The sequence below is a fragment of the Methylobacterium platani genome, assembly GCF_001653715.1.
Lineage (GTDB): Bacteria > Pseudomonadota > Alphaproteobacteria > Rhizobiales > Beijerinckiaceae > Methylobacterium > Methylobacterium platani.
The window spans coordinates 52,889-75,266 of sequence record NZ_LWHQ01000021.1 but is presented as its reverse complement, the minus strand read 5'-3'; the positions used below and the strand labels follow the sequence as shown (position 1 = coordinate 75,266).

The 22,378-nt window shown below is 65.7% G+C and carries 25 protein-coding genes and 2 pseudogenes; 17 read left to right on the top strand and 10 right to left on the bottom strand.

The window, feature by feature from the left end; all coding sequences use genetic code 11:
- Positions 1-360: 360 nt before the first annotated feature.
- The 9 genes from A5481_RS12255 to A5481_RS12220 all read left to right on the top strand — a co-directional run bounded on the left by A5481_RS12255 (position 361) and on the right by A5481_RS12220 (position 7,538).
- Complete coding sequence (locus A5481_RS12255) at positions 361-1,530, top strand: alpha/beta hydrolase (protein ID WP_245238896.1); 1,170 nt, start codon at positions 361-363, stop codon at positions 1,528-1,530.
- Between the two features lie 121 nt (positions 1,531-1,651).
- Positions 1,652-1,888, top strand: coding sequence for a hypothetical protein (locus A5481_RS12250; RefSeq protein WP_048434659.1), 237 nt, complete (start codon positions 1,652-1,654; stop codon positions 1,886-1,888).
- Positions 1,885-2,052, top strand: coding sequence for a hypothetical protein (locus tag A5481_RS33460; RefSeq protein WP_156311891.1), 168 nt, complete (start codon positions 1,885-1,887; stop codon positions 2,050-2,052). The genes A5481_RS12250 and A5481_RS33460 overlap by 4 nt, the downstream gene beginning before the upstream one ends.
- 294 nt (positions 2,053-2,346) lie before the next feature.
- Positions 2,347-2,583: a hypothetical protein gene (locus A5481_RS12245; RefSeq protein WP_048434660.1), complete on the top strand. Its 237-nt coding sequence runs from the start codon at positions 2,347-2,349 to the stop codon at positions 2,581-2,583.
- A gap of 141 nt (positions 2,584-2,724) precedes the next feature.
- Positions 2,725-3,543 (top strand): cytochrome b/b6 domain-containing protein, encoded by an 819-nt coding sequence (locus A5481_RS12240; RefSeq protein ID WP_048434685.1) that lies wholly within the window; start codon positions 2,725-2,727, stop codon positions 3,541-3,543.
- On the top strand, positions 3,540-4,463 hold the full coding sequence (locus A5481_RS12235) for a molybdopterin-binding protein (protein ID WP_048434661.1): 924 nt from the start codon (positions 3,540-3,542) through the stop codon (positions 4,461-4,463). The genes A5481_RS12240 and A5481_RS12235 overlap by 4 nt, the downstream gene beginning before the upstream one ends.
- 256 nt (positions 4,464-4,719) lie before the next feature.
- Positions 4,720-5,508: an alpha/beta fold hydrolase gene (locus tag A5481_RS12230; RefSeq protein ID WP_048434662.1), complete on the top strand. Its 789-nt coding sequence runs from the start codon at positions 4,720-4,722 to the stop codon at positions 5,506-5,508.
- 323 nt (positions 5,509-5,831) lie between these two features.
- Positions 5,832-6,914, top strand: coding sequence for a catalase family protein (locus tag A5481_RS12225; RefSeq protein ID WP_048434663.1), 1,083 nt, complete (start codon positions 5,832-5,834; stop codon positions 6,912-6,914).
- Positions 6,915-6,968: 54 nt separating this feature from the next.
- Complete coding sequence (locus A5481_RS12220) at positions 6,969-7,538, top strand: type 1 glutamine amidotransferase domain-containing protein (RefSeq protein WP_048434664.1); 570 nt, start codon at positions 6,969-6,971, stop codon at positions 7,536-7,538.
- A 108-nt stretch (positions 7,539-7,646) separates the two neighbouring features.
- Here the strand turns inward: A5481_RS12220 and A5481_RS12215 are convergent, their stop codons facing one another.
- The 5 genes and pseudogenes from A5481_RS12215 to A5481_RS12195 form a co-directional block, all read right to left on the bottom strand.
- The gene (locus tag A5481_RS12215; RefSeq protein WP_048434665.1) at positions 7,647-8,060 is read right to left on the bottom strand and encodes an ester cyclase; all 414 of its coding nucleotides are present in this window, start codon (positions 8,058-8,060) and stop codon (positions 7,647-7,649) included.
- Between the two features lie 213 nt (positions 8,061-8,273).
- Positions 8,274-9,353 (bottom strand): annotated as a pseudogene (locus A5481_RS12210) (molybdopterin-dependent oxidoreductase).
- Positions 9,354-10,369: 1,016 nt separating this feature from the next.
- On the bottom strand, positions 10,370-10,720 hold the full coding sequence (locus tag A5481_RS12205; RefSeq protein ID WP_048434666.1) for a hypothetical protein: 351 nt from the start codon (positions 10,718-10,720) through the stop codon (positions 10,370-10,372).
- A 541-nt stretch (positions 10,721-11,261) separates the two neighbouring features.
- Positions 11,262-11,828 (bottom strand): hypothetical protein, encoded by a 567-nt coding sequence (locus A5481_RS33455; RefSeq protein WP_156655622.1) that lies wholly within the window; start codon positions 11,826-11,828, stop codon positions 11,262-11,264.
- A complete protein-coding gene (locus tag A5481_RS12195) occupies positions 11,759-12,151 on the bottom strand; it encodes a glycosyl hydrolase 108 family protein (RefSeq protein WP_053082408.1) in 393 nt (130 codons plus the stop codon). The genes A5481_RS33455 and A5481_RS12195 overlap by 70 nt, the downstream gene beginning before the upstream one ends.
- On the opposite strand from A5481_RS12195, the gene A5481_RS12190 reads away from it, so the two are divergent.
- The 4 genes and pseudogenes from A5481_RS12190 (at position 12,152) to A5481_RS12180 (ending at position 16,277) form a co-directional block, all read left to right on the top strand.
- Positions 12,152-12,478 (top strand): hypothetical protein, encoded by a 327-nt coding sequence (locus tag A5481_RS12190; RefSeq protein ID WP_048434667.1) that lies wholly within the window; start codon positions 12,152-12,154, stop codon positions 12,476-12,478.
- Positions 12,479-12,714: 236 nt separating this feature from the next.
- Entirely contained in the window at positions 12,715-15,210 is a 2,496-nt protein-coding gene (locus A5481_RS33450) for an ATP-binding protein (protein ID WP_156311893.1), read from the top strand.
- Positions 15,211-15,259: 49 nt separating this feature from the next.
- Positions 15,260-15,567 (top strand): annotated as a pseudogene (locus A5481_RS35195) (deoxyribodipyrimidine photo-lyase); the annotation flags it as partial.
- Positions 15,568-15,593: 26 nt separating this feature from the next.
- On the top strand, positions 15,594-16,277 hold the full coding sequence (locus A5481_RS12180) for a response regulator (protein WP_156311894.1): 684 nt from the start codon (positions 15,594-15,596) through the stop codon (positions 16,275-16,277).
- Between the two features lie 4 nt (positions 16,278-16,281).
- Here A5481_RS12180 and A5481_RS12175 read toward each other — a convergent pair whose 3' ends face one another.
- From A5481_RS12175 to A5481_RS12150, 5 genes are all read right to left on the bottom strand, one after another.
- On the bottom strand, positions 16,282-16,485 hold the full coding sequence (locus A5481_RS12175; RefSeq protein ID WP_048434670.1) for a hypothetical protein: 204 nt from the start codon (positions 16,483-16,485) through the stop codon (positions 16,282-16,284).
- Positions 16,486-17,493: 1,008 nt separating this feature from the next.
- Entirely contained in the window at positions 17,494-18,081 is a 588-nt protein-coding gene (locus A5481_RS12165; RefSeq protein WP_048434672.1) for a hypothetical protein, read from the bottom strand.
- A complete protein-coding gene (locus tag A5481_RS12160) occupies positions 18,081-18,407 on the bottom strand; it encodes a hypothetical protein (RefSeq protein WP_048434673.1) in 327 nt (108 codons plus the stop codon). The genes A5481_RS12165 and A5481_RS12160 overlap by 1 nt, the downstream gene beginning before the upstream one ends.
- A 10-nt stretch (positions 18,408-18,417) precedes the next feature.
- Entirely contained in the window at positions 18,418-19,266 is an 849-nt protein-coding gene (locus A5481_RS12155) for a DNA adenine methylase (RefSeq protein WP_048434674.1), read from the bottom strand.
- Positions 19,266-20,231: a hypothetical protein gene (locus A5481_RS12150; protein WP_048434675.1), complete on the bottom strand. Its 966-nt coding sequence runs from the start codon at positions 20,229-20,231 to the stop codon at positions 19,266-19,268. Before A5481_RS12150 ends, A5481_RS12155 begins: the two co-directional genes overlap by 1 nt.
- A gap of 456 nt (positions 20,232-20,687) precedes the next feature.
- On the opposite strand from A5481_RS12150, the gene A5481_RS12140 reads away from it, so the two are divergent.
- The 4 genes from A5481_RS12140 to A5481_RS12125 are packed head-to-tail and all read left to right on the top strand — an operon-like array spanning position 20,688 to position 22,370.
- Positions 20,688-20,975, top strand: a complete 288-nt coding sequence (locus A5481_RS12140) for a hypothetical protein (protein ID WP_048434677.1) — start codon at positions 20,688-20,690, stop codon at positions 20,973-20,975.
- Positions 20,972-21,154 (top strand): hypothetical protein, encoded by a 183-nt coding sequence (locus tag A5481_RS12135; protein ID WP_048434678.1) that lies wholly within the window; start codon positions 20,972-20,974, stop codon positions 21,152-21,154. Before A5481_RS12140 ends, A5481_RS12135 begins: the two co-directional genes overlap by 4 nt.
- Complete coding sequence (locus A5481_RS12130) at positions 21,147-21,518, top strand: hypothetical protein (RefSeq protein WP_048434679.1); 372 nt, start codon at positions 21,147-21,149, stop codon at positions 21,516-21,518. Before A5481_RS12135 ends, A5481_RS12130 begins: the two co-directional genes overlap by 8 nt.
- Before the next feature lie 3 nt (positions 21,519-21,521).
- The gene (locus A5481_RS12125; RefSeq protein WP_053082409.1) at positions 21,522-22,370 is read left to right on the top strand and encodes an HIRAN domain-containing protein; all 849 of its coding nucleotides are present in this window, start codon (positions 21,522-21,524) and stop codon (positions 22,368-22,370) included.
- The last annotated feature ends 8 nt before the right edge of the window (positions 22,371-22,378 follow it).

Here is a 22,378-nt window from a genome sequence, read left to right as displayed (position 1 = left end):
CAAAGTCACGGCGGGGGGCTTTGTGCCTCCGGCCGACCTGATGGCGCGTCGTATGTGAGCGGTCGTATCGTGTCGCCGAGCCAACCCCGGGTGTGACGTGCCGCCACACTCTTCCCGAAACCTCCGTCGAGGACGGCCCGCCGCCGCAATCGCGTCGTAGTGGGTCCATGCCTTGACGGTTTGTTTACCGCCCGCTCGTCCAGGCTCGCGGCAAGTTCGGGCTTGGGGATGCGGGTGTTGGGTACGTTTGGGTCGGGCCGCGGGTTGCGGGCCTCGTGTATCGTGTTGCCGTTCGCCCTCTTGACCGCATGCGCGGGTCGCCCGACCGGCGTGCTGCTGCCCATCGTCGACGCTGCACATGTGGCTGGCACGTCCCGCGTCGACATGCTCGTCGCGACCACGCGCAAGTCCGCGACCGACCGCGGCGTGCTGTTCTCGGGCGAGCGCGGCGAGGCGGTGACCTACACCGATCTCGCGGTCTCGATCCCGCCCGATGCCATCCGGCAGCCGGGCTCGGTGCAGTGGCCGAAATCCGTTCCGGGCAACCCCGCCACGGACTTCGTGGCCCTGCGCGCCGACCCCGTCGACCGTGCCAAGGTCGCAGCCTGGACCGGCCGGGCCGTCCGCGGCTCGGCCAAGCGGCACGTCCTGGTCTTCGTGCACGGCTTCAACAACAAGTTCGAGGACGCCGTCTTCCGCTTCGCTCAGATCGTGCACGATTCCGGCGCCGAGGTCGCGCCGGTGCTGTTCACGTGGCCCTCCCGCGGTTCGGTGCTCGCCTACGGCTACGACCGCGAGAGCACCAACTTCTCGCGCAACGGTCTGGAGACCCTGCTGCGGGATCTCGCCAAGGACCCGAACGTCGGCGAGGTCACGGTGCTGGCCCACTCGATGGGCAACTGGCTTACCTTGGAAAGCCTGCGGCAGATGGCGATACGCGACAGGCGCGTGGCGCCCAAGATCCGCAACGTCATCCTTGCCGCCCCCGACGTCGACATGGACCTCGCCCGGGCCGCCTTCCACGACATGGGCAAGGACCGGCCGCGGCTGACCCTGATGGTGTCGGGCGACGACCAGGCGCTGGCGGTGTCGCGCCTCGTCTGGGGCGACAGCGTGCGGCTCGGGGCCATTGACCCGATGGCCGAGCCCTACAAGTCGGAGCTGGCGCGCGAGAACGTCGCCGTGCTGAATCTGAGCTCGGTGAAGTCGAACGACGCCCTGAACCACGGCAAGTTCGCCAGCGGCGACGTGGTCGCCCTGCTGGGCAAGCGGCTCGCGGACGGGCAGCCGATCTCGGACGGGCAGATCGGCATCGGCGACCGGCTGGTGAGCACGGCCGCCGGGGCCGCCTCGACGGTGGCCACCGGCGCTGCGCTGGCGGTGGCGGCCCCCGTGGCCCTGATCGACCCGCAGACCCGCGAGACCTACGGCGAGCACCTTTCCAACGTCGGCAGCGGCCTCAGGGATACGGTCGGATCGACCGTCGACCTCGCCGGTGCGCCGGTACGGGCCGTCACGGGCGGACGATAGGGGATCGGACGGACGGGCATGGGGCGCTTCGCGGGCTCCCGCGTTGGTGCGAGCGAGTCCGTCCCCCCATCGGTTCCGATGCCCGTCGGGCGACGACCGCGATCCACCCACCGGAGCCTCCATGAACCGACCCCTGACACTTGCGTTCGTCCTCGGCCTCTCCCTCGTCGCGCCGGCCTCTGCTGAGACCGGAAAGGAAGACCTCAAGCGCTACTGCACCGGCGACGCCACAACCTACTGCGGCGGCCTTGACCCGGCCGGGGAGGAGATGAAGGCGTGCTTCACGAAGCACCGCAAGGATCTGTCGGAGAACTGCCGGCGCGCCATCGATGCCTACACGGCGACGGGCGGCAAATGAGCGGTACGCGGACCACGCTCGCCGCCGTCCTGTTCGTTGCGGGTACGCTGACGGCTCCCACGCAGAACGAGCCGATCCAGGGGCCCGAGGATGCCAAGTGCCGCGACGAGGCGAGGAACCTCGTCTTCTCCGCGCCCAACCCGAAGCGGCTGTCGCCTCGCTGAGACGCACTGGGACTCGCCGGTGTGACAGCCCCGAAATCGCAAGGGAGCGAGCACGCGGTCGCCTTCGATGTCTGCGCTACCGGCCTGCTCTGAAACTTTCCTCTGCATGCCTCCGTACAAGTCGGCGTACGCCCGGCCTGGGCGCGGCGCGAGGCTTCGCCTCGGCGTCCGGCTTGTTGCGCTCCGAAGCCATCGCGGCCGGATTTTTATTCGATAAATCAGGAACTTGATGATCGGGTCTTCTCTTCTCCCAATGTGCGACAGGGGATTCCTTCCCCGTACAGGAGACATTGAATGAAGATCACCACCCTTGCCCTCGCCGCCTCGGTCCTCGGCAGCCTCGCGCTCGGTGCCGGCGCCGCCTCGGCCGCCCCGATGGGCCCGAACGGACTCCAGGCCGCCCCGTCCGACGTCACCCAGGTCCGGATGACCAGCAGCGAGCGGATGATGATGAAGAAGCGCATGATGCGGAAGCAGATGATGAAGCGCCGCATGATGAAGAAGCGGATGATGATGAATCGCGGCATGTGATTTCAAGGCGCCGTGCGCTTCCGGAGGCCCCGACCCAGGGGCCTCCGCCCTGGCCGTCCAGAGTGCGGGGAAGACCGTTTGGCTCGAACCTACCTGACCCGATCAGCCCCCGAGACCGGCGAGGTCGAGCGCCGCCGCTGGATGTTTCGCCATCCCCTCGTGATCAGGGTCACCCACTGGGTGAACGCGATCTGCCTGCTGGTCCTGCTGATGAGCGGCCTGCAGATCTTTAACGCCCACCCGGCCCTTTACTGGGGCAAGGTCTCGACCTTCGACGCGCCGCTCATGGCGATGACCCAGACCGAGGACGACCCGCCCAAGGGCATGACGACGGTGTTCGGCCATGGCTTCGACACGACGGGCTGGCTCGGTTCATCAATCGGCTCCGACGGCGAGGCGGCGGACCGAGGCTTCCCCGCCTGGACGACCTTGCCAAGCGACCAGGACCTTACCGGCGGCCGTTCCTGGCACTTCTTCTTCGCCTGGGCTTTCGTCCTGAACGGCATCGCCTACCTGCTCTATGGTCTGGTCAGCGGGCAGCTGCGATTCCGTGTGATCCCGTCCCGTGACCAGATCCGGCATTTCAGGGCCTCGGTTTGGGAGCACCTGACGCTGCGCTTCCCTCAAGGAGACGAGGCCAAGCGCTACAACGTCATCCAGAAGCTCACCTACCTCGTCGTGCTGTTCGTGCTCCTGCCGGTGCAGGTGCTGGCCGGGCTCGCGATGTCGCCGGCGATGAACGCGGCCTTTCCCTTCCTTCTGACGCTCTTCGATGGACGCCAGTCGGCCCGCACGGTCCACTTCGTCGTTGCGAGCCTGCTGGTCCTGTTCGTGGTCGTGCACGTCGCCCTGGTCCTGCTGTCGGGCTTCTGGAACAACATGCGCGGCATGCTCACCGGCTGGTTCGTGATCGAGCGCAAGGTCGAGCCGGCCGTCCCTGCCGGAGAGCCCCGGGCATGAGCCACTCACCCAACCGACGCGCCCTCCTGGTGGGGGCTTCCGCCACGGCCGCGGCGGCCATGCTCGGAGGCTGCGACCGCCTAGGCAACGCGGAGTGGTTTCGGCGAACGCTGAAGACCGGCGAGGACGCCAACATGTTCGTCCAGCGCCTGCTCCTGGGCGACGCGACGCTGGCACCCGAATACGCCGAGGCCGACATCTCGCCGTGGTTCAAGCCGAACGGCACCGAGGACCCGCCGGACAAGGACTACAAGGCTCTGGCGAAGGGCAAGTTCGCCAAGTACCACCTGGAGGTCGGCGGCCTCGTCGAGGCGCCCTTCAAGCTGTCCCTGAGCGACCTCCGCAAGCTTCCGGCCCGAACCCAGATCACCCGGCACGATTGCGTCGAGGGCTGGAGCGCCATCGGCAAATGGACCGGAGTGCCCCTCGCCGAACTGCTTAACCGCGCTCGGCTCAAGCCGGAGGCGCGATACGTGGTGTTCCACTGCGCCGACACCATGGACCAGGGCAGTCCGCTCGAAGGCGGGGGAGACGACGAGGCGGCCGACGATGTCCCTGCCGGCAACGCCAACCCAAGCATGACGAGGCAGTCGGGCAGCGACGAGAGCAGGAAGGATTCCGGTGGCCAACAGGCGACGGAGGACGATGCGGCCAGCGGCGGAACGCCGGTTCGGTTCTACGAGAGCATCGACCTGGTCGATGCGTTCCACCCGCAGACCATCCTGGCCTACGACATGAACGGGGAGGCGCTTCCCGTGTCGAACGGCGCACCGCTGCGGCTGCGGGTCGAGCGCAACCTTGGCTACAAGCAGGCGAAGTACGTGATGCGGATCGAGGTGGTCGAGAGCTTCGCCCACATCGGCGGGGGCAAGGGCGGCTACTGGGAGGATCAGGGCTACGCCTGGTACGCCGGCATCTGAGTCTGCCCGGACGTGACGTCCACGTTTATGCGAGCATTGAGCGCGCAGCTCTCTCGTGTCGAACTCCGGTGGCATCCGCCTGCGAAACTGCGGAGTAGGGTCGGCCCCTCTCCGTTTGGCTGGCTATCGGACCGGCGACGCCGCCTGGGTGCGTTCGATATGAGTGGTCCGCGGACCTAGCTGAGACGCCCTGCCCGGAGAAACCCGCGACGGACCAATGTTTGGACTGCAGCGCGAATAAGAGGACAATGCGGTCATGTCCCTACATTTTGAACGCCTCGGCACAGGCCGACCGCTACTAATGATCCATGGGTTGGGGTCCAATCTTCGCACCTGGAATCCGCTCTTGCCCGCACTGCGCGGCTCGCGCGAACTGATCTTGGTTGATCTGCCAGGACATGGCAGATCGGCACCGCTCGCGGGTCGGCAGACCATGCAGGCCCATGCGGACGCCCTCGCCAGCTTCGTGCAGTCGCAAGACCTGAAGTCAGCGGACCTTGTCGGCAGTTCGGTAGGGGGGCGGCTGGTGCTGGAGCTGGCGCGGCGAGGCATCGGTCGGCACTGCGTGGCGCTTGATCCCGGCGGTTTCTGGCACGGATGGGAAACGCCCTGGTTTCACTGGACGCTCGCGGCGTCGATACGCCTGGTGCGGTTGCTACGGCCATTCCATCCCGGCCTGTCGCGCCACGCCGTCAGCCGTACGCTGCTGCTGGCCCAACTGTCGGCCCGTCCGTGGGTGCTGCCACCGCAGCTTGTCGTGGAGGAACTGCAGAGCCTGGCAGCCACACCGGTGTTCGATGCGATGCTGCGTGAGCTGGCAAGCGGGCCGTTGCAGCAAGGTTCGGTGACGACCCCCGGCCTTGTCACCATAGGCTGGGGCCGCCAAGACCACCTTCTGCTGCCGCGCCAGGCTGAACGCGCCCGGGTGGCATTCCCATCGGCCCATCTGCACTGGTTCGAGCGATGCGGCCACTTCCCGCACTGGGATCAGCCTGCCGAGACGGCGCGCGTAATCCTTGAAAAGGTCGGGAAGGATGCGCCCTGAAACGGCTTGTCGCACACCTAAGCCCGTGGTCATCCCCGGGTCGTCAAGCATTTCGGCCGAGCTTGCCGCCTCCGCTCGGCAACCGGTCCATGGTCCGGTCTTCCATTACCGCTAAAACGAAGCAGCGCTTCGAAGCCAACTCATGGCGCAGTTGACCTCAGGCAGACTTTCGACGGACGCGAGGTCATCCGGGAACGGTCCGCGGCCGTCCCTCGATATTCGGAACGGGATCCCGTTTCAGACTCGATACGTCGTACTCAGAGTCCGCCGCCCTCTCTCCTGCCGCGGTCCGCTTCAGTTCCCCGGTCACCGTGAGGAAGACCATGACCTACCTTCGATACGCCCCCGGCATCGAGAAGCCTGCTGCGGACGAGCAGAAGACGATTGACGGCATCATCGCCGGCATGACGCAGCAATCCGAGACGGTGGAGAGGCGCGAGCACCATGCGGTGCGGGCCAGCCACGCAAAGAGTTCGGCCTGCGTCACTGGCGAGTTGACGATCGCGACCGGCCTGCCGCCCGAACTGGCTCAAGGGTTGTTCGCCACTCCCGGCACCCATCCCATCGCGGTTCGCTTCGCTCAGGGACCGGGCGAGACCCTGGGTGACCGGGTCTCAACCCACCGGGGAATGTCGATCAAGGTTTTCGACGTCCCCGGCGAGAAGCTGCCCGGCCACGCGGTCGACACCCAGGATTTCGTCCTCGCGACCGGGACCACCTTTCCGTCCGGTACTGCGGCGGGCTTCCTGCGCGACGGCACGGTCATCGGCAAGTCGACCGGCCTGCCGGAGGGCGTGAAGAGCGCGGTGTCCTCCACCATGCGCAACCTCAACAAGGCGCTGCATGCCTTCGGCACTGAGAGCGCGCTCGCCGACTTCTTCGGGCACCCCTACAGCCACCCGCTGGCCGACAGCTACTTCAGCCAGGCGCCGGTACGCTTCGGCGATTACGTCGCCAAGCTCGGGGCTGTACCCGCGAACGAGTCCCAACGTGCGCTGTCCGAGTGGCGGCTCGACCCGCACCAGGACGAGGACGGCTTCCGGCACGCCACGGTCGCCTTCTTCAGGGACCACGAGGTGGTGTTCGAGTTGAGGGCGCAGCTCTGGGCCGATGCCGAGCGGCAGCCCATCGAGGACGCGTCGGTCGACTGGCCGGTCTCGGTCAGCCCCTACCGCACGGTGGCGACGCTGCGCCTGCCGCGTCAGGACGCCTACTCGCCGGATCGGGTGCGCTACTTCGACGAGGTGATGACCTTCCGCCCGGCGCACAGTCTCGCGGCGCACCAGCCGCTCGGTTCGGTGATGCGAGCGCGCCTCCAGGTCTACCGGGCGCTGAGCGACTTCCGCCACCGCGAGAACGGCGTGGCGGCCGAGGATTCCGCCGGCATCGACCGCATCCCGGCGTGAGGAACGGCGCGAACGGCGCCTCCGTTGAATGACGACATTCAGAAGGATGATGTCATGAGCTTGCAGGGCAAGAAGATCGCGATCCTGATCGCACCGCGCGGCACCGAGGAGCCGGAGTTCGCCAAGCCGCATGAGGCGGTGAAGCAGGCCGGGGCGACCGTGACGGTCATCGGTCTGGAGGCCAGCGAGGCCGAGACGGTCAACAACGACCTCGATCCCGCTGGCCGCTACAAGGTGGACAGGACCATCGAGGGGGCCTCGGCCGCGGATTACGACGCACTCGTCATCCCCGGCGGTTGCGTCGGCGCCGACAAGCTCCGGGCGAGCAAGGACGTCGTGGCGTTCGTCCGGGACTTCTTCGTCGCGGGTAAGCCGGTCGGAGTCATCTGCCACGGTCCCTGGACGCTGATCGAGGCGGACGTCGTGAAGGGCCGGACGCTCACCTCCTACCCCACGGTTCGCCGCGACATCGAGAACGCCGGCGGCACCTGGGTCGACGAGGAGGTCGTCTGCGACAAGGGGCTGGTCACCAGCCGTACCCCGAAGGATCTGCCAGCCTTCTGCGCCAAGATCGTCGAGGAGTTCGCGGAGGGCCGCCATCCCGACCAGGCCAGGAGCGCCTGAGGAGTCGGACGGCCAGCGGTTGGTTCTGAGCGCCCGGGGCGGCCCAGGCCGACCCGGGTTAGGCCTTGACGACGTCCCTCGGCCGGGATGCCCTCGCGGAGGCCTCCGTCATCCCTCGATGGCGCCGATCTGCTTGAGGATGCCAAGCTCGTCTGAGGAACCCCACCGCTCGACCATCTTGCCGTCGACGAAGCGACCGATCTGCATGCCGCGGACCTTGATGGCCTTCCCGGTCGGCTTGTGGCCGTTGAAGTCTCCCTGGTGCGTGCCGGTGAGCGTGTAGGCGAAGGCGACGCTGTCCCCGTCGGCGACGAGCTTCTTCACCTCGACCTGCATGTCGGGAAAGGCGGAGCGAAGCTGCGTGAAGAACGCCTGGTATCCCTCGGGACCCATGTGCTGGCCCGGCGCCGGGTCGTGATCGTGGCAATCCGGGGCGACGACCTCGGGGAAATCGTCGAACCGGCCACCGTTGACGAGTTCGCCGAACTTTTCGGTCGCCTGGATGCTAGCCTCGCGTGACATGGTGTTCCTTGCGGTTCGGTGGTGGCGACACGGCGCCGAATATCTCGATGCACGGGTAACGCCCGCCACGGTCGGACGTTGCCCGCGCCGCGCGCGACCGGATCGGAATGACCGCCGGGCGTCACGTCGGATCGTGGCGGGATGCCGGGTCGGCCGCTGTGTGGGACGTCGTCCACGAGGGCGGAGGTAGGCGACAGGCGAGGTCGCCTGTCCCTAGGCGACGTTCACCCGTACCCGATGCCAGCAGGCGCACAGGTAGCCCTTGTGGTTCCAGATCTCGTTCGACGTTGCCGGCTGCGTCTGGCCCGCTTCGTCCCAGGCCCGCACGGCAAGCTCATGCTCGCCCGGCGGCAGGTCGAGGTCCGCGCTCCAGAACGTCCAGGCGAACGGAGCGTCCGCCTCGTGTTCGAGCTCGGCCTGTACCCAGGACCGGCCGCCGTTCCCGGAGACGTCGACGCGTACGACGGCCCGATCACCGCTCACCGCGTAGCCGCGGACCCTGTTACCCCCTGACTTGAGGGTTGCCCCAGTCCCGGGCTCGCAGATCGCTGCGTTCAGCGGCATCGCATCGATGGTGTACCCCTTGGCCGGATCGGCGGCCTCGGCGGTCACGTCCGCCGGATACAGTTTGTAGTCCCCGGCCTGGATCGGGTTGTCCGAGGGGTGGTCCTGGACGCTTAGGCGACGGAGCCATTTTGGGCTGCGTACGCCGGCGAAGCCCGGCACCACCGCGCGAACCGGAAAACCATGCTCGGGGAGCAAGGCTTCACCGTTCATGGCGTAGGCCAGCAGGGTCTCGGACGCCATGGCCTTGGCGAGCGGGATCGAGGCGCCGTAGGGATGGCCTTCCACCATGTCGTGGCTCTCGAAGGCGACATGGTGGCCCACGTGCTCGACGACCCCCGCCTCGCGCAGGACGTCGCCGAGACGCACCCCGGTCCATTCGGCGGTGCCAATGGCTCCGGCATCCCACGGGTCGCCCGAGACCGGGGCGACCGCCCGCATGTCGGCGCGGCGATTGCCGGCGCACTGCATCGTGGCCGTGACCGTGGCTTCCGGGAAGCGTATCCGCAGATCGGATAGCGACAACTCAAGCGCGGTGCTCGTGCCGCCATCGATGGTCAAGCGCTAGGCTGCCTCGTCGAGGTCCGGCAGGTCGCCGTGCGAGCGGACGTAGAAATCCTTCGCCGGCGTCCGGTAGGAGGCCCGCAATCGGTCGAGGGGCGGTTCGGCGTTGTAGGGTTGGTCGCCGTGGACGATCAGGCGTGCCTTGCGCTCGGTCAGACTCGACATCGGGGCTCCCGTCCCAGTGGGGTTACGAGAGTGAACGCGTCGGCGGCGGCAAGGCTCAACCGTCGATGCAGGGGCCAGGGCGGCGGCGGCACGGCATCATCGCTCTGTTTTGGTCGAGCCTTCGCAAAGCGACGCAAATACCCGCCAGGACCGACCTATTCCGTGCCGTTTCTCGTGCCCTGCCGGAAAAAAGCCGAGTCCCGCCCAGGGGATGAATGGTTTGGACGGACCGTTATGAGCGGTCTGGTCAATCCACCGAGCTATCTGTTCAGAATTCCGTTTGCATCTGGCATGTCCGCTTCGTGTGGCGAAGCGGCCACCGAAAAGCCTCGAGCTCAAAGTCCGCAAAGGATCAACAGCTCGGATTGGATGCACGCGTATGTATGTCTGAGAGGAGGCGCAAGCAGCCCCTCGATTAGTTAAGCGGCATGCCCGATCCCAAGCCGGCCCAGCACTCAGATGCCCGGGGGCGTCCGTGCTCGGGGGATGGCGCCAGCGAGCGCCAGGGCAAGAGGGATGGCTCGATCAGCATGGGACATCCGCCAGGGCGAGGCTGAGGGCGGCCGCCACATGCAGAGCGAACACGGCGGTTGAGGAGGCACAGCTATTAGCTGCCGGATTTCCGGACATAACAAGCTGGGCTGTCCGCAGCGCATCCCAGACGAACAGGCGCGCCTCCTTTAACAGGGTCAGGGCACGCCGACAGGGCCCGACATCGGCAACGGTCGGTCCCTGCGGCCTCAAGCGCGGCTTGCGTCAAGTCGGGGAGATCGCGCTGGAGGGGGCTCCGGGATCCAACGCGGGTTCTGAAAGAGCTTTCGAGCCGCCTCAAGTACGGCCCGCGCGGCCGGAGTTAAGATATCAGGGACGTAGTCGGTCATGCCACCGCCGGGGGGCCAGCTGAGCGGGTCGTACAGGCAGGACCTGATCAGGAAGCAGGGCATCCTCGGGCGTCGCCCGGGGCCGGTCAGCGCGCGGTGGACGGCGTTCGGCACCACCTTGCCCCGGATCTTGCATCAGGCGGTCCGGGCGGCGTCGAGGTCGGCGGTGTACCGGTCGGCTTCGGCGCGGGCCTGCGCGTCGGCCAGGTCGAAGGTGTCCGAGAAATCCGACAGTTGCCGGCCGACCGCTAGGGCGGACGCCTCGTTGTCCGCCGCGGTCGCCCCGGCCTGAAGGGCTCGCGTCTTCCAGACGTCCCGCTCGGCTCTGGCCGCGAGCGTCTGCCCGTGCTTAGGCGACGGAGCCGGCGACCGCGCCGGCACTGCGATGGCGAGCCAGGCGAGGGACTCGATGAGCCAGGCCTTGCCGTGTTCGACGAGGCCGCCGAGCCCCGGGACGAGGGCGAGGAGCGAGACGAGCGGCAGCATCGGATGTGCACCCCGACCCGGAGGAGGCGGATGCGGAGCTGGTAGGAGTTGAGCGCCAACGCGGTGTTGACCGCCGTGGCGACCTCGCCCCGCAGCTGGTCGCTGTGGGTGACGTGGCTGGTCACCTTGATGAACTCCTCGGCCTCCTTCGCGACCGCGAAGACGCACTCGCTCCCGGGGCCGTCGGCATGCGGATGGAGGCTGGCGTTTCGATGGGTGGTCGCGAGTTCCTCCGTTCGGTCGAGCTCGGCCTTGAGCCTGGTTGTGGCGAGAGCGTAGGCGTCCATGTCGAGGCTCCGGGTTCACGCCGAGGTCGCGCAGGTCTCGCCTAAGGGCATCCAGGCAGGCGGTGAGGTGATCGCGGACGAGGTCGCGGATCGCGTCCCGGGCGGCGTCGCGGACGTCCTCGGGAAGCGGGTGGCCCCACACCATCACGGTCGAGGCGCCGACCGCGTCTCGGGTCAGCCAGGCGCGCTTGCGTCGGGTCTCGTCGTAGGCGTCGGCGAGCGTGCCGACGTAGGCGGCGGTCCCGAGGTCCATGTCAGTGAACCTCTCGGGCGGCGCGTTCGACACCGGCGACACCCTCGGTCGAGAACCGGGTCACGACTATGGCGCCCATCGGGATGGTCAGGCTGTGGAGGTCCTGGCGTGGGCAGGTCGGGGGCCGTACCCGGGCGACGAGGACCTCGCGGGCGGCCTGCACCAGCCCACGAGGACGCAGATCGCGCAAGCGACGATGGCGACGGTCGGTAGCAGGCGGCCATCGTCGCGGCGGCCGGGGTGTCCGATTTCTCGGACACAGTCCCGGGCGGTGTCTCGACGACCGCGCCCGGGGTGAGCTCGACAGCCGGCGCGTCGCGTTGGCCGCCTCGGAACCCCGCGCGATCTGCACCGCCTTGGAGAAGCTGGCCAGCACCCCGCCGACCATGCACGCCGCGAAGAGCCACCGGAACACCGGGGCGATGTCGGACAGGCTCTGGCACGTGCAGGCATAGGAATTCGCCTGATCGCGGATCACCGCGGCGACGACGCCCGACGTCAAGAAGGCGATAGTTGCCAGGGTCTTGGTCTCGACGATGCCGTCGATTCCCCGCCATACAGCTTCCACGCCTTGAGCACGAACTGGAGGTAGAGGTTCGCCCGACCGACGCCCGAGTTCACGCCGAAGTCGACAACCGCGTAGTCGAGACCCCCAGGGAGTGCGTCGCCGTGCACCCGGCCACAATATTCGGCGCGGTAGATGTTGACCTCCTCCATCTCAGGCAGTGCCTGGACGCTGACCTTGGTGATGGGGTGCCCGCGCCAGGCGGCCAGGGTGGCCTGCGTGATGCCGCAGTTCGTCGAGCCCTCGTGATCCTTCGGGATGTTCTCGTAGCCGGCCTCACAGGCCAGGATACGCGTGATGGCGGTAATGGCGTTCGATGCAGCCATGTGTCCGCGCTCGACGACGAGGACGCGATGAGCCAGCCGCAGGCGAACTTAGCCCTGCTTCAGCTCTGCGACATCGCGGCGGGACTGCTTCAGCACCACCGGGCCGGCGCCGGCGGGCGCTTAAGCGGACCGGGCAGCCCGAGCTTGCGCGATGCGCTCGCCTTCATTGAGGCGCGGTTGTCCGATCCGGATATCGGTCCAAAGCAGGCGCGGACGCATCCGGACATCTCGCGCTTGGGCTTCTACCATTTGAGGGGACCGACTTTCGCACCAAGGCGGGCGAGTTGGGTATCGAGCTTCTGGTCGAGGGCGAAGAGACGGGCGTAGCCGATGCGGACCATCGGTGACCTCGCGGGGAGGAGCCCAGGTGATTAATGTAACGGCGAATAGTCGCGTCAACCCCGATGTGACGCCCGCGAGCCTACCGGATTGACTTTCCATGGCGGTATACTCTGAGTTGACACTGCCGGAGGCGCGGACCCAAGGAACCACCTTGACTTAGCGGAGCTGCTGGATGTTAATTCTGGTGGATAGAGATTGAGCAGATCAATTTGAGGCCGACATTGAGCAACGTTTCTGACGAGCCCTACGAGCGACTACAGATTCTCGAAGCAGAGATCCTAGCGGCTCTCAAGCTTTATCCTAATGAAGCTGATACCCGCTTCAAAGCACTTGATCGCATCCTAATAGAAATTATGGGGTGGCCTCGCGAGACGATATCTACGGAACCGCCGACAGAGAGCGGCTACATAGATTATCTGATTAAAAGCAATCAAGGCAGGAGCCTATTCATTATTGAAGCTAAGAAAGCAGGCCTGCTACATCCTGAAACCAAATCTGATCAGAAAATGGTGATCAGCCTTGATGGACCTGTCGCCAAACCGATGAAGGAGGGTATTAAGCAGGCACTAGGCTATGCGACGGAGCAGGGCGTGCCCGTTGCAGCACTAACCGATGGCATGACATGGTTGTTTTTCCGGGCATCGCGAGTTGATGGGCGGCCACCTCTCAAAGGTAAGGGAATACTTTTTCCGAGTTGGAAAGCGGTCACAGATTATTTTGTGCCATTTTCTGAACTACTTGCACCGAAATCGGTACTGGACAAACGTCATCTGGCGCACCTGAATGACGCTGAAGGCTATACAGTATCGGAAGCTGAGCAGCAATATACGGTTTATCCGCCTACTGACGCTCGTATGCGGCCTCGAGATCCAATGGCGAGCGACGCCGCAGAGCTATTTGCACAATTTTTCTCAAGACTTTCGAACGATCAAGATAAAGAGATGCTGCGCGACTGTTTTGTTGAAACCGCAGAAAGCCACAAGGCCGACTTGGAACTAGAGAAAATAATTCAAAATGTATTGAACAATGTCGCATCTATATCAACCGACAGAGGTGGAGCATTACAGGACCAGCTCGAAAGAGCAATGATTTCAAAGAGATCTGAAACAGTTCTTCTAATCGGCAATAAAGGCTCAGGTAAATCAACATTTATTGACAGATTTTTTGACCACATTCTGCCTGCTTCAATCAGAAAGAGATGCCTTCTCGCCAGAGTCGATCTTGCCGAGAGCACAGGATCGTCCATCAACGCAGTCGATTGGTGTATTTTCCAGCTAAGAAATATAATAGAAAAAGATATTTGTTCTGGAAATTCTCCAGAATACGATGAGTTACAAGGTATATTTTTCTCAGAATATCAGAGAATGTCGCGAGGATCATTCAAACATCTTTATGAAAGTGATAAGAACCAGTTTAAAATCGAGTTCGGTCGTCATATAGAGGGCAGGCGAGAATCTCACCCGGATGAATATGTTCGGCTTCTCCTTGCAAGGGCAGCCAGTGGGCACGGCCTGCTCCCTTGTTTGATATTTGATAATACGGATCAATTTCCGCTTGAAATTCAAGATAAAGTCTATCAACTAGCGCACTCACTCGAGAGCGCAGCTCCAGTTTTCAATATCGTGCCCATTACAGATCGTTCCGTATGGCGGCTGTCGAAAGCAGGTGCGCTTCAAAGCTATGCATCGCGCAGCTTTTATCTGCCTGTACCAGATGCAAAAGAAATTATCTCTCGAAGGGTTGTGTTTATCAAGAATAAACTTCAACGAGAAAAAAAGTCGCCTGAGTCATATTTTTCGAGGCGCGGGTTCCGAGTACAAATCAATGATATAATGATAATGGCTGACGCAGTCGAGAACGTTTTCGTTCACAGTGATTTTGTTACTAGTTTAATCGGCAGATTGGGTAATTTCGATATACGACGAATGCTTAAGCTAGCGGAGCGTATTTTTGTTAGCCCTGAGCTTAAGGTGGATGATATTATTAAGTCACGTTTCGGCGGTCCTGATATTACTGCGAATCTGTACCGCACTCACCGAGCTTTGATAAAAGGCGAATATGATCGTTTCAGTGAAATCGAAAATGCTTTTATTACTAACGTTTTTGCGACAGATCAAAACAAACCTGGATCACCTTTGTTGCCCTATTACTGTCTATACGTACTTCGTCAAAAGGCGAATGCCGCCAGATCTGGAGAATCTGATGACCGCCACTGGTTGGCAGACGACCTCTGCTCGTATTTTGACCATTGCGGCGTACCCGAGGACCTAACCCTCAGAACCTTACAACGAATCCATAAAAGAAGTCTTATCGAAACTCTTGATCCCAATGCAGAAGATGTAGGCCTGTCGGATCGAGTTGCCATCAAGGAAAACGGCGTGGCACATCTTGACCTAATTATGTCATCCACAGTATATCTTGAGCAGATGGCTCTTGTTACAGGTCTGGCTGATTTGTCCGTGCGGGACCAAGTAAAAAAACTCCTTGTATCAGCCAATTCACAGAAATTTGTTCAGATACGGGATATTTTCATTCGATATCTGCTAAAGATGGATGCCGCGCGACTCGAGATTCCTTCTACCCGGCCCTTTGCGTCTCTTAATGAAGCTAGGCGATTATTTAGAAATCGAGTAGTAGAAGATCGACCTCAGCATCGTTCAGGAGGTGACTACCCAGCAAGACGTCCTGCGTCGCGACCACGACGCAAAAATTTATGAATGCTCATTTTTTTACTCGCTTATGTAGCTCACGCTCTTGCTGGAGGGGATGGCCGAGGCGGAGATGCGCGAGACCGGGTACATGCACAACCACATGCGCATGTATTGGGGCAAGAAGATCCCGGAGTGGTCGGCCTCCCCCGAGGAGGCGTTCGAGACGGTGCTGCGGCTGAACAACAAGTTCTTCATCGACGGACACGACGCGAACTCCTTCACGAACGTGACGTGGCTCTTCGGCATGCACAACCGGCCTTGGGGTCCGCGCCGGTCTACGGCAACGTGCGCTCGCTGGGAGCGGCGACCCTTAAGAAGTTCGACGCCGACGGATACGTGCGCGAGGTCGAGCGCCTCGCAGCCGAGCGACGGTGCCGGCAGGCGACCTCGTGGTGCTCACCCTGGCCGACACGGGCGAGGGCATGCCCCCGGAGGTGCTGGCCCGGGCGTTCGAGCCCTTCTTCACGACACGGCCGCAGGGCAAGGGCACCGGCCTCGGGCTCGCGCAGGTTTACGGGACCGCCCAGCAACTCGGCGGCGCCGTTACCCTCCGCAGCCGTCCCGGCGAAGGCACGACCGTGTCGATGTACCTGCCGCGGGCCGAGCCCACCGCCAGGGACGGCCCGGCCGACGGGAGGTTCGAGACGCCTAACTCGAACGAAGCGGCACGCATCCTCGTGGTCGATGACGATCCGCAGGTCCGGGCGATGGCTGTCGCCTCGCTGGAGGAGCTCGGTGACGCGGTCGACGAGGTCTTGGACGGATCGGACGCGCTCCGCCTTCTGCGGGCTGGCAGCCGGTTCGACCTGCTGCTGACCGACTACGCCATGCCCGGGATGACCGGGACCGAACTCGCGGGCCGGGCGCAGGCTGTGGATCCCGGCCTGGGCGTCCTCCTCATGACGGGTTACGCCGACGCGGCCGCCGTGCCGGCCGGAACTCTGCCGGTGCTGCGGAAGCCCTTCGCGCTCGACGACTTGCGGTCGGCCGTCGAACGGCTCCTGGCAGGCAGGCCCGGCCGCGTCCTCCCGTTCCGCCGGGCGGTTGACGACGGCGGCGGGCGGGGCGGCTGAGCGGTCAGGCGGCCCGGGCGGTTTCTTCGTTCAGGTCCAGATGCCGAAGGCCGGAGGGCACGCGGAGTCCCGCGCCGCCACCCTCGCTCCAGGCGACCACGGCATGGAGGCGGCTGCCGCCCATCTCGAACTCCACCGCCTTGCCCGAGGCGAGCGGCGGCACTTCGGCGACCCGGGCGCCATGTGACGAGACCTCGACGAGGCGCACCGGGTAACAGGGTCAGGGCGCGCCGACAGGGCCCGACCTCGGCAACGGTCGGTCCCTGCGGCCTCAAGCGCGGCTTGCGTCAAGTCGGGGAGATCGCGCTGGAGGGGCTCCGGGATCCAACGCGGGTTCTGAAAGAGCTTTCGAGCCGCCTCAAGTACGGCCCGCGCGGCCGGTGTTAAGATATCAGGGACGTAGTCGGTCATGCCACCGCCGGGGGGCCAGCTGAGCGGGTCGTACAGGCAGGACCTGATCAGGAAGCAGGGCATCCTCGGGCGTCGACCTGGGCCGGTTAGCGCGCGGTGGACGGCGTTCGGCACCGCCTCGCCCCGGTTCTCGCACCTGGCGGTCCGGGCGGCGTCGAGGTCGGCGGTGTACCGGTCGGCTTCGGCGCGGGCCTGCGCGTCGGCCAGGTCGAAGGTGTCCGAGAAATCGGACAGTTGCCGGCCGACCGCTAGGGCGGACGCCTCGTTATTCGTCAGGGTCGCCCCGGCCTGAAGGGCACGCGTCTTCCAGACGTCCCGCTCGGCCCTGACCGCGAGCGTCTGACCGTGCTCGGCCGCGACGCCCCGGTCGTCAACGCATCCGTAGGAGACGGCGCCGGCGATTGCCAAAACGGGGAAACGCTCATCCACGCAACGGGCTCAAGAGACAATAGACCCTCATATCCGTCGGAGATTTGATTAATTTGCGATTGTGATTCTAATTTTTGCCAGCGGCTAAAAAATTTTATATCCTCTACGAGATTGATTTTCTTTCGACGGATAGGTTCCTGGCCCGCAAAACATCACTATAGTGCGGGCCAGGAACCCTTATCCGTGCGCACGAGGGCACGGTACGGCCTCGATGGTCGCGCTTAGCGCTAGCAGCGATTCATCTGTGCAGATACACAGGACTTTCACCTTTCAGAGAAAGCCATGCTGCTCGAGGTTAGCCATTTTCATAGCGCCGCAGAGAGCTGTCAAGGTTCAAATTTTTTATGTAGTTAATTTTGTATTTCGCGTAAGATGATTACAGCAGAATTTTTTGAAATAACGAGAGTTGATCGCCTAGTCGCCGTCGCGGTCTCGCTAAAGTTTTGGCCGGAGATCCGGATCGTCCCGGCCAAACCCAGCAAGAGCTGAGCCCGCCGGATTTCCGGCGCTTACCGCTGCCGCCGCGGCCCCCTCCGCCGCTAGCAAGCTCAACGAGATCGCGCAGCGTCAGAACGGGCTGCAGCGGCTGCACGTGGCGGACGCCGCGGATCGTCGTCCGCCTGTCCATGTGGCGCCCGATTCCGTCCGGCATGCACCGGCGTAGTAGCGCGACCTCCTCCAACGTCAGGTCGTAGAGCCAAGCCCGCCGCGCCGGCGACAGGCCGTCGACGCCCTCCTCGTCGTCATGGCACGCGTACCTGAACACGGTCCACCCGTCCCCGGGATCGCCCGGGGCCAGGAGCGCCGCCGCCTCGGCGCGGGCGTCGGCGACCTCGGCAGGCGGCGGGGCCGGGGGAGCCACCGGGGCAGCTGGTTTCGGGATCGGACGCGCCGCCCGGAACAGGAGCCGGCCGACCTCCCAGGCCGCGACGGCGGCGATGGCAACGGCGAGGTAGGCGAGCATCAGGCTTCCTTCTCCGCGTAGTGCCCGGGGCTGAGCTCGAACGGCTCGCCCATCTGCGGGGCGAGCCACTGGTACCGCTGGCGGCCTGCGACCGCGGTGATCTGGAGCTCGTGCCGGGGCTGCCCCTCGATGTCGACGGAAGCGAGCACGGCGCCGGACTTGTCCTGGCGCGCGCTCCAGAGCGTCCATGGCCTCTTGGGGCTGGCCCCGAGGATCGCCCGCAAGGCCTCGGTCGCCTCGTCGTCCAGGGCCTCCCCGGGCGCAGTGTAAAGAAAGGCGTCGGTCGTGAAGAGGTCGCCTTGGAAGGGGTTGTTGCGCTTGGCCATGGGGCTTTCCTCAGGCGGCGGTGAACAGGTCGGGCTGGCGCGCGGCAGCACCGGCACGGGGGGAGAGCCAGAGCACTTCCTCGCGGACGCCCATGGCCTGGTCGCGCACCTGCCGGGTGACCCGTCGCCACCCGGCGAGGGCATCGTCGTAGAGGGGCGAGGCGTAGCCAGAGAGGACGACGGCCCCCTTGAGCGCGAGGAGGGCATCGAGCAGCCGGACGTGCCCGGCTTCGTCGAGCTCGCACCGGTAGCCGGACGACGGGTCCTTCCGCGTGCTCGGCAGGTAGGGCGGGTCGACGTAGTGCAGGGCGTCCGGCCGGTCGTGCCGGCGCATCACGTCGACGGCGTCCGCGCTCTCGACGATGACGTCCCGGAGCCGGGCGCCGATTTGACCGATGCCGTCCGAGTAAGTGAACCAGTCCTTCGCCGGGACCGAACGCCCCGGACCCGAGTAGCTGCGGAACCCGGTGCGGGACGCCGGACGGCGGGCGTCGCTCGCCCGGCCCATGTAGTGTCTGACCAACAACCGCCGGGCCCGTTCGACGGGGCGGTCGCCCTCGACCGGCTCGCAAGCCAGCCGGAACTCCGCGTCCGAGAATGGCGTCAAAGCGCACAACATGCCGAGCTGCCCGCACAGGCCCGGGTCGCGGGCGACCCGGTAGAGGTTGGCGAGCTCGGCATCGAGGTCGTTGAGGACCTCAACCTCCGACCTGGGCTTCCGAAGGAGGACCGCGGCCGAGCCCCCGAAGGGCTCGACATAGGTCCTATGCGGCGGGAGGTTCGCGATGATCCAGGCGCTCATGAGCGCCTTGCCGCCGTACCAGCGGACGAGTGGGCGGATCGCGCCGGGGGCCGCCATCACGCCTGCTCCGACCCGAACACCCGCGCCCGGACTTCCGGCCTGAGTTGCTTCCGGTGGCGCCAGACGGCGGCCAGTGCGTTCGTCGCCTCGATGACGCTGAGCTCGGGCAGCGAGGCCAGGACGTGCCCGGCGTGCGTGTGGCTGCGGCCCCAGCCCACGCCGTTGTCGAGGCTGGCCATGTCCCGGTCCATGTCGGTCAGCAACTTCACCGCGTAGTGCACGGCCATACGGACGTCGGGGTCTTCGGCCCGGGCGAGCCAGTCCCGGGCCGGGTCCTTGGCGACGCGCACCCGCACTGCCTCGATGGCGGCCTCGACCTCGGCGACGAGGTCCCGGGCGAGCTTGGCCGTCGCGGCCTTAGGCGCCCCGTTGGCGCCGTCGGGCTCGCGCAGCAGCGCCTCGGCGACCTCGCGCTTGCGCTTGGACCACGCCCACGCTTTCAGCCTGAGCGACTGGCGCAGGGCCTCCAGGTCGCCCCTCCTCGCGTCCCCGTTGAGCTCCGCGTCGAGGGCCTCAGCCTGCCTGCGGCGCTGTTCCTCCAGGGCGAGCCGGCGGTCGTCCTCGGCGAGGGAGGCCTCGGCCGCGGCGATGGCGTCGACCGCTACCGCGTCGCCCTGCGCCGGGTCTTCCCAGCACACGGGCTGGACCGCGCCCCCGCTCCGCTCGACCGTCCCCCAGGAATAGCCCGCATCGTAGAGCGGCGCCTTCGCCAGCCGGAAGGCACGGGAATACCGCGTCGAGTCTCCCTCACCGAGCCAGAGGACGCGCGGGCCTCGGCCGGTGCGCACGTCACGAAGGCGGCGCCACGTGAGGCCGAGCGCCGAGAGGGGGATGGCCGCCCCGAGGGGCGTGGGGACCGGAACGGCCGGCTCCGAGGCGCCCCGGGACGCGGCGACGGCGGCCGCCAGGATCGGGAGGACGACCCCGGCGGCAGTGAGGATGAGGAGAGCGAGGGAGAGCACGGCAGCGGTCTTTCACGGGTTGGCAACGAGGGTAAAGTGCCCCCCGAAGACAGGATTCGCAAGATGTTGTCGAGCTCCAAAATGCTTTGAAAGTCGATGGATCGGAGCCTCCTTCGATGACATAAATTGAACGGTGTTCAATTTAACCAAGCGGCTCTTGCGCGAATCGTCGTGGTGCTTACCATCGTTGGCAACGCGGGTCGCAATAGGGCGAGCTGCGGCTTTCTACTGAGGGAATGATAACTTCGATGGGACCCAGATTAACGCGCGACGAGGTCCTCGACCTCCTGCGTGCCCGCGTGGAGGCCGCCGGTTCGGCCAGCGCGGCCGCCCGTTCGCTGGGCGTCAGCCCGGCATACCTCATTGACGTGCGCGCCACGCGGCGCCCCCCGGGCGCGCGGCTCCTCGCCGGCCTCGGGCTTGAGCAGGCCATCGTCCCCGTGGAGGGCGCGGGCCGTGTCGCGTAACCCCTTCCTCGACGACCCGGACATCCGGGACCTGCCCGATTTCCTCAGGCATCTCATCGCCGACGAGCGCCTGGCGCAGTCCCCGTCCTTCAACCGCTCTGCTCCCCGCGCCCCGGTCGAACCCCTTCCGCCCGAGGTGCCCCCGGCCGCGCCCGTCGACGCGCGCCCCGTCGCGCAGGTTCGCACCGTCCTGGCGGCGGCGCCGAAGCTCCCGCCGCGGCCGCCCCGCCGCATGCCGTCAGCCGATCCCCGACAGTCGCAGGGGAGGCTTCTGTGAGCGACGGCGTCTACAGCATCGACGCTGCCATCCACGCGTCGCCGTCGCCGGCTTTGGTCGCGCAGATCGTCGATTCGCACGGCGCCGAGGCCGCCCAGGAGAGGTGGCATTGGCTCGACGCCTGGGCGCACGAACGTCCGCTGCCCGAGCTGTCACCGCGAGAGGCTCGCCGTGGCTGACGTCCTCGCTCGCCTCGCCAACCGGGCGCCCTCGAACACCGAGCGGCTCCCGGGCCAACTCGATTTGGAGGATGCCATTGCCGAGAAGGTCGCTGCCGACGCGGCAGGCGCAGCCCGCCACGCCATTGGCGCGAACGGCGGCCCCCGCCTCGACGAGCGCGACATTGATGTCGTCGCCCGCATCGCACGCGCTCAATACGGAGAACTATGGATCGGCAAAATCGGCGTCGAGATCGGCGTGGATCACCGTCAAATTCGCCGCTGGCTCGCGGGGAAAGGCACGCCGCCCCCCACGGTTCTGTCCTGCGTCCGGCTGCAGGCTCGTAGCCACGCAGCCCGCATCCTGCGCTCGCTTGAGGAGTAGGCAATGACCGATTCCCCCTTCGAGCCCCCGGCGGTCGTCCGCCTGGAGGACGTCGACGCCGCCGTCGAGGCCCCCCGCATCCGGGCCGGCGAGCCCTGGGCCGGCACGGAGATCGCCGGCTTGCAATACTACGACTACGACCAGACCGGCCTGGACGGCGAGCCGGTCCGCCCCCGTGCCGGGGACCGCCTCGTCCTCGTCCGGGCGCCCGACAACGAGTACGACCCGCGGGCCGTCGAGGTCTGGTGGCGGAACGACATCCGCCTCGGGCACCTGCCCCGGGGCGTCGCCCGGGAAGTCGCCCCGCAGATGGATGCGGGCGTGCCCCTGCGGGCCTACGTCGCTGATGCCGGTGACGGTTCGGCCTGGTCGGCCCGGGCGCTTCTCGTCGGCCCCGCCGTCGCCGAACTGCACGGGAAGCTGATCAAGCACGCGGTCGCGCAGGCGCTGGAAGAGTGGCGCTGGTCGGAGAAGCTTGCCGAGATGCGCCGCGAGGGCGACAGCCGCGCCCGGGCCGCGCGGTTCGAAGAGCGCCTGAAGCGGGCCAGGGCCGCCCGGCTCGCGCAGGCCGTCAACACCTTCGTCGCGCAGCTTCCGCCAGAGCCCATCGACGAGGCGCGTCTGCCCGAGGCCGGACGGTGCATCGAGCTCTTCGACATCGCCCATGCGGTCGGTTGCTCGCGTTCGACCGCACGGCGCCTCGCCGAGCGGGCCGGCGCCCGCGTCGAGGTCTCGATGCGGGGCTGGTACGCGGCAAGCTCGACGGTCGTTGTCACAGACGAGCTCCGGGCGGTCCTGGCCGAATGGGCCGCCCGGCCGCGCCGGCGCGTCACCGTGGCCGAGCTCGTCTAGGGACCGGC